General features: G+C 66.9%; 1 protein-coding gene and 1 pseudogene. Both read left to right on the top strand.

Annotation, left to right across the window (positions count from 1 at the left end; translation table 11 throughout):
- Nucleotides 1–203: 203 nt before the first annotated feature.
- Nucleotides 204–1277: a pentapeptide repeat-containing protein gene (locus ABT288_RS49650; protein WP_351623407.1), complete on the top strand. Its 1074-nt coding sequence runs from the start codon at nucleotides 204–206 to the stop codon at nucleotides 1275–1277.
- Nucleotides 1278–2223: 946 nt separating this feature from the next.
- Nucleotides 2224–3452: pseudogene (locus tag ABT288_RS49645) on the top strand (IS110 family RNA-guided transposase).
- The last annotated feature ends 153 nt before the right edge of the window (nucleotides 3453–3605 follow it).

Raw genomic sequence — 3605 nt, 5'->3', positions numbered from 1 at the left:
GCCGGCCTCCACCTCCGTGCCTCGATGATCTGGATCAACGACCTCCTGAAGGCAACTACCTGATCACAACATCACACAGGCCCTAGTGCCGTGACCGCTCAGGTTCGCCGGGTTCGGCTTTGCTCTAGGATCCGATGGCTATGGGGGAAAGTGTTCGTAGCCGCTGGCGCGCGACTCGCACGGTGGCCGTGGCCTTGGTCGGGGTGGCCGCACTGGCCGTGCTGTCCGTAGTGCTCCTGGTCCTTCCAGGGATGGTGGTGGACCATGATCTCGCTGGCGGCCACCTTGCTGCCGCGGACCGGATGAACGCGGTGAACAACGTGCGTACCACGCTGCTGCAGGCGGTCGGTGGCGCGGTCGTCTTGTTCGGCGCCTACGCCACCTGGCGGCAGTTGCGTGTCAGCCAGGACGGGCTGAACGCCACCCGGGAGGGCAATGTCACCGATCGCTTCAGCCGGGCAGTGGAACAGCTCGGCAGTGACAAACTGGACGTGCGGATCGGCGGCATCTACGCACTGTGGCGGATCGCGGACCACTCCGCCCGCGACCACGAAGCCGTCGTCTCGATCATGGCGGCATACCTTCGGACACATCTGCCGTGGCCGCCACAGGAGCCGGGCGCTCCGGCGGCGGACGCGTCCATCAACTCGGTACGCCCGCTGGAGACCCGTGCCGCCGATGCTCAGGTGGCGCTCACCTGCCTCGGAGTCCTTGGCCAGGAACGCAGCCCGGGTTGGCTCAACGTAAGCTTCACCGACCTTCGTCGAGCCGACTGCGACGGGCTGTGGCTGAACGGTGTCAACCTCGACGCCACATGCCTGGAAGCGGCGAGCGTGTACCAGGTCAACCTGAGCGGGGCGTCACTGATCGAAGCCAACCTGCGGTATGCCGAACTCGGGACGTCGATTCTCCATCAGGTCCGCTGTCTCGAAGCCGATCTGCGCGGCGCACGCCTGGTCAAGGCCGACCTGCGGGAGGCGGACTTCTCCGGTGCGGACCTCAGGGAGGCGAACCTGCGCAAGGCTCGGGCCCATGGGGCGGTGTTCGTCCGTGCGGATCTGCGGTTGGCTGACCTGCGGGGCTGCGACCTCAGCGGTGCCGACCTGCAGCACGCGAGACTCGAAGGCGCACTGGCGAGCGACCTGACCATCTGGCCAAACGGCTTCGACATCGACGCGGCCAGCCTCGTCATCGCCGAGGATCCCGGCGCCGAACCTGACGTTCTGCTGCCGGCTGCCGCGATCACGAGGCCAATCCCGCCCCTGCTGTCGGCCTGATGCTTGGTTCGACTTCATCGCACTGGATTGATAAGGCCGCCGAGTCGAGGGGGCGTCCGCCCCCTCACAACGGCAGCCTGACCAACCCCGGCGCTGGCGTGCCCGGGCGCCGAAAACGGATCAGCACTTGACTTCGCCGTGACCGCTCAGCTGCTTGGGCCTACTGCCACGCCGTCTACTTGCTGCGACTCCACCGCCCTCCCCCGTACCAGGACAGCAAGGGTGCTGCGCGCTTCATGCCGCAGCATGCGACGCGGAGCAAAGGTCGCAGTAAGAGCGAGGATCGAGACCGTACCCCCGTAGAACACAGTAGCGATCGTGGAGAGGAGCCCGATCGTCATCGGGCACGCACCTTTCTTCCCCCGTTCGGCCCGCCCGGCTCATAACCCGGGGCGGGCGTTGATGCGTTTCCTCTCCACCATACGCGCGCCGTCAACTCCCCTGCGCAGCATGGCCAACCCGGCGAACCTATTTCCTTGTTAACGGTGCCACGAGGAGCTGTGAGCCTTGCGGTGCTGTTCGAACTGGACCGTGATGTCTAAACGTTGCCTGGCGACTGACGCCTCGCATCAGAGCGGCGCACGGTCCGGCGGATCTCGTGGTGGCGGTCGCGTGGGTACCGGGCGGATACCTTCGGCGAACACGGCGTTGATGCCTCCGCGTAGAGCGGTGACGCTCGGTGCCTTCGCGGCCGCCACTACGTCAACACCTGTCGCCTGACCACTCGTTGGTGTTTGTGGTACGAGCCCGTCGCACGGTGACCTCTTGATACGCCCGAGCCGTTCGAGGCTCCGGCTTAGACCGAGGCCCGTGGGGTGAGCTGGCGCCACGAACGGCTGCTGAGGTGGCGGACCGGCCATGGGGTCGAGTCCTTGAATTAGGTCGCTGCGTGGCCCGCATGCGCTCGTGACCAGCGCAAACAGTCAACGCTCAGGGGAGGAGCAACGTGATCTACTGTGGAATCGACTGGGCCGAACGAACTCACGACGTCGCCCTCGTCGACGACTCCGGCCAGCTGCTGGCCAAGCGGCACATCGCCGATGACGCGTTCGGCTACCGGATCCTGCTGGACCTGCTCGCCGAATACGGCGACACCGAGGACAACCCAATTCCGGTGGCGATCGAGACCTCCCGGGGCCTGCTGGTGGCGGTGCTACGGACCGGCAAGCGGCAGGTCTTCGCGATCAACCCGATGGCTGCCGCCCGCTACCGCGACCGCCACTGCGTCTCCGGCAAGAAGTCGGACCCCGGCGACGCGCTGGTGCTGGCGAACATCCTCCGCACCGACATGCACGCCCATCGCCCCCTGCCCCAGGACAGTGACCTCGCCCAGGCCCTCGCCGTCCTCGCCCGCGCCCAGCAGGACGCGACGTGGAACAAGCAACAGTGCGCCAACCAGCTCCGGTCCTTGCTCCGTGAGTACTACCCGGCCGCTCTGGACGCCTTCGCCAAGTGGAACAACGCCTGTGCCGGCCCGAGGCCCGCGAACTCCTCAAGACCGCCCCCACCCCCACCAGGGCCGCCCGGCTGACCCGCACGCAGATCCAGGCCGCGCTCAAACGCGCTGGCCGCAAGCGAGGCATCGAAGCCGAGGCCGAACGGCTCCGCGAGGTCTTCCGCGCCGAGTGGGCCCACCAGCCGCCGCTCGTCGAGGACGCGCTCGGCAAGCAGATGGTGGCCCTGCTGGTCCAACTGGAGACTGCCTGCACCGCCGCCGACGACCTCGCCGAGGCGGTCGAGGAGGCTTTCCCTCAGCACCCGGACGCTGACGTGATCCTCAGCTTCCCTGGTCTCGGCGTCCAGCTCGGCGCCCGGGTGCTGGCCGAGATCGGAGACGACCGGCACCGGTTCGCCGACGCCCGCGGTCTGAAGGCGTACGCCGGCTCCTCACCCATCACCCGCGCCTCCGGCAAGAAGTCGTCCATCACCCGCCGGTGGGTGAAGAACGACCGACTCAACCACGCCGGCTACTTGTGGGCCTTTTCCGCGATCACTGCCTCGCCCGGCGCCAAGGCCCACTACCGCAGGCGGCGCGACAACCACGGAGACTGGCATGCCGCCGCCCAGCGCAACCTTTTCAACCGCATGATCGGCCAGCTCTACCACTGCCTCCAGAACCACACACTGTTCGATGAGAGCACGGCCTTCCCCACCGAACTCCCGGTCGCCGCTTGACCTGCTAATCGCCTGAGGTGTCTACGCGGTCACAGAACCTAAGCAGCCTGGACGCCCTCCTAGCTTGAGCTTTAACCTCCGACGTCGAATGGTGCGTCGAACTTGATCACTCGGTCTGGTATCCGCCGTACGTGAAGGCGGCCTTCGCCTGAA

The organism is Streptomyces sp. NPDC001093 (assembly GCF_040298985.1).
Classification (GTDB): Bacteria; Actinomycetota; Actinomycetes; order Streptomycetales; family Streptomycetaceae; genus Streptomyces.
Note: the sequence above shows the minus strand (reverse complement) of the source record. Positions and strands in the feature narration are given on the sequence as shown.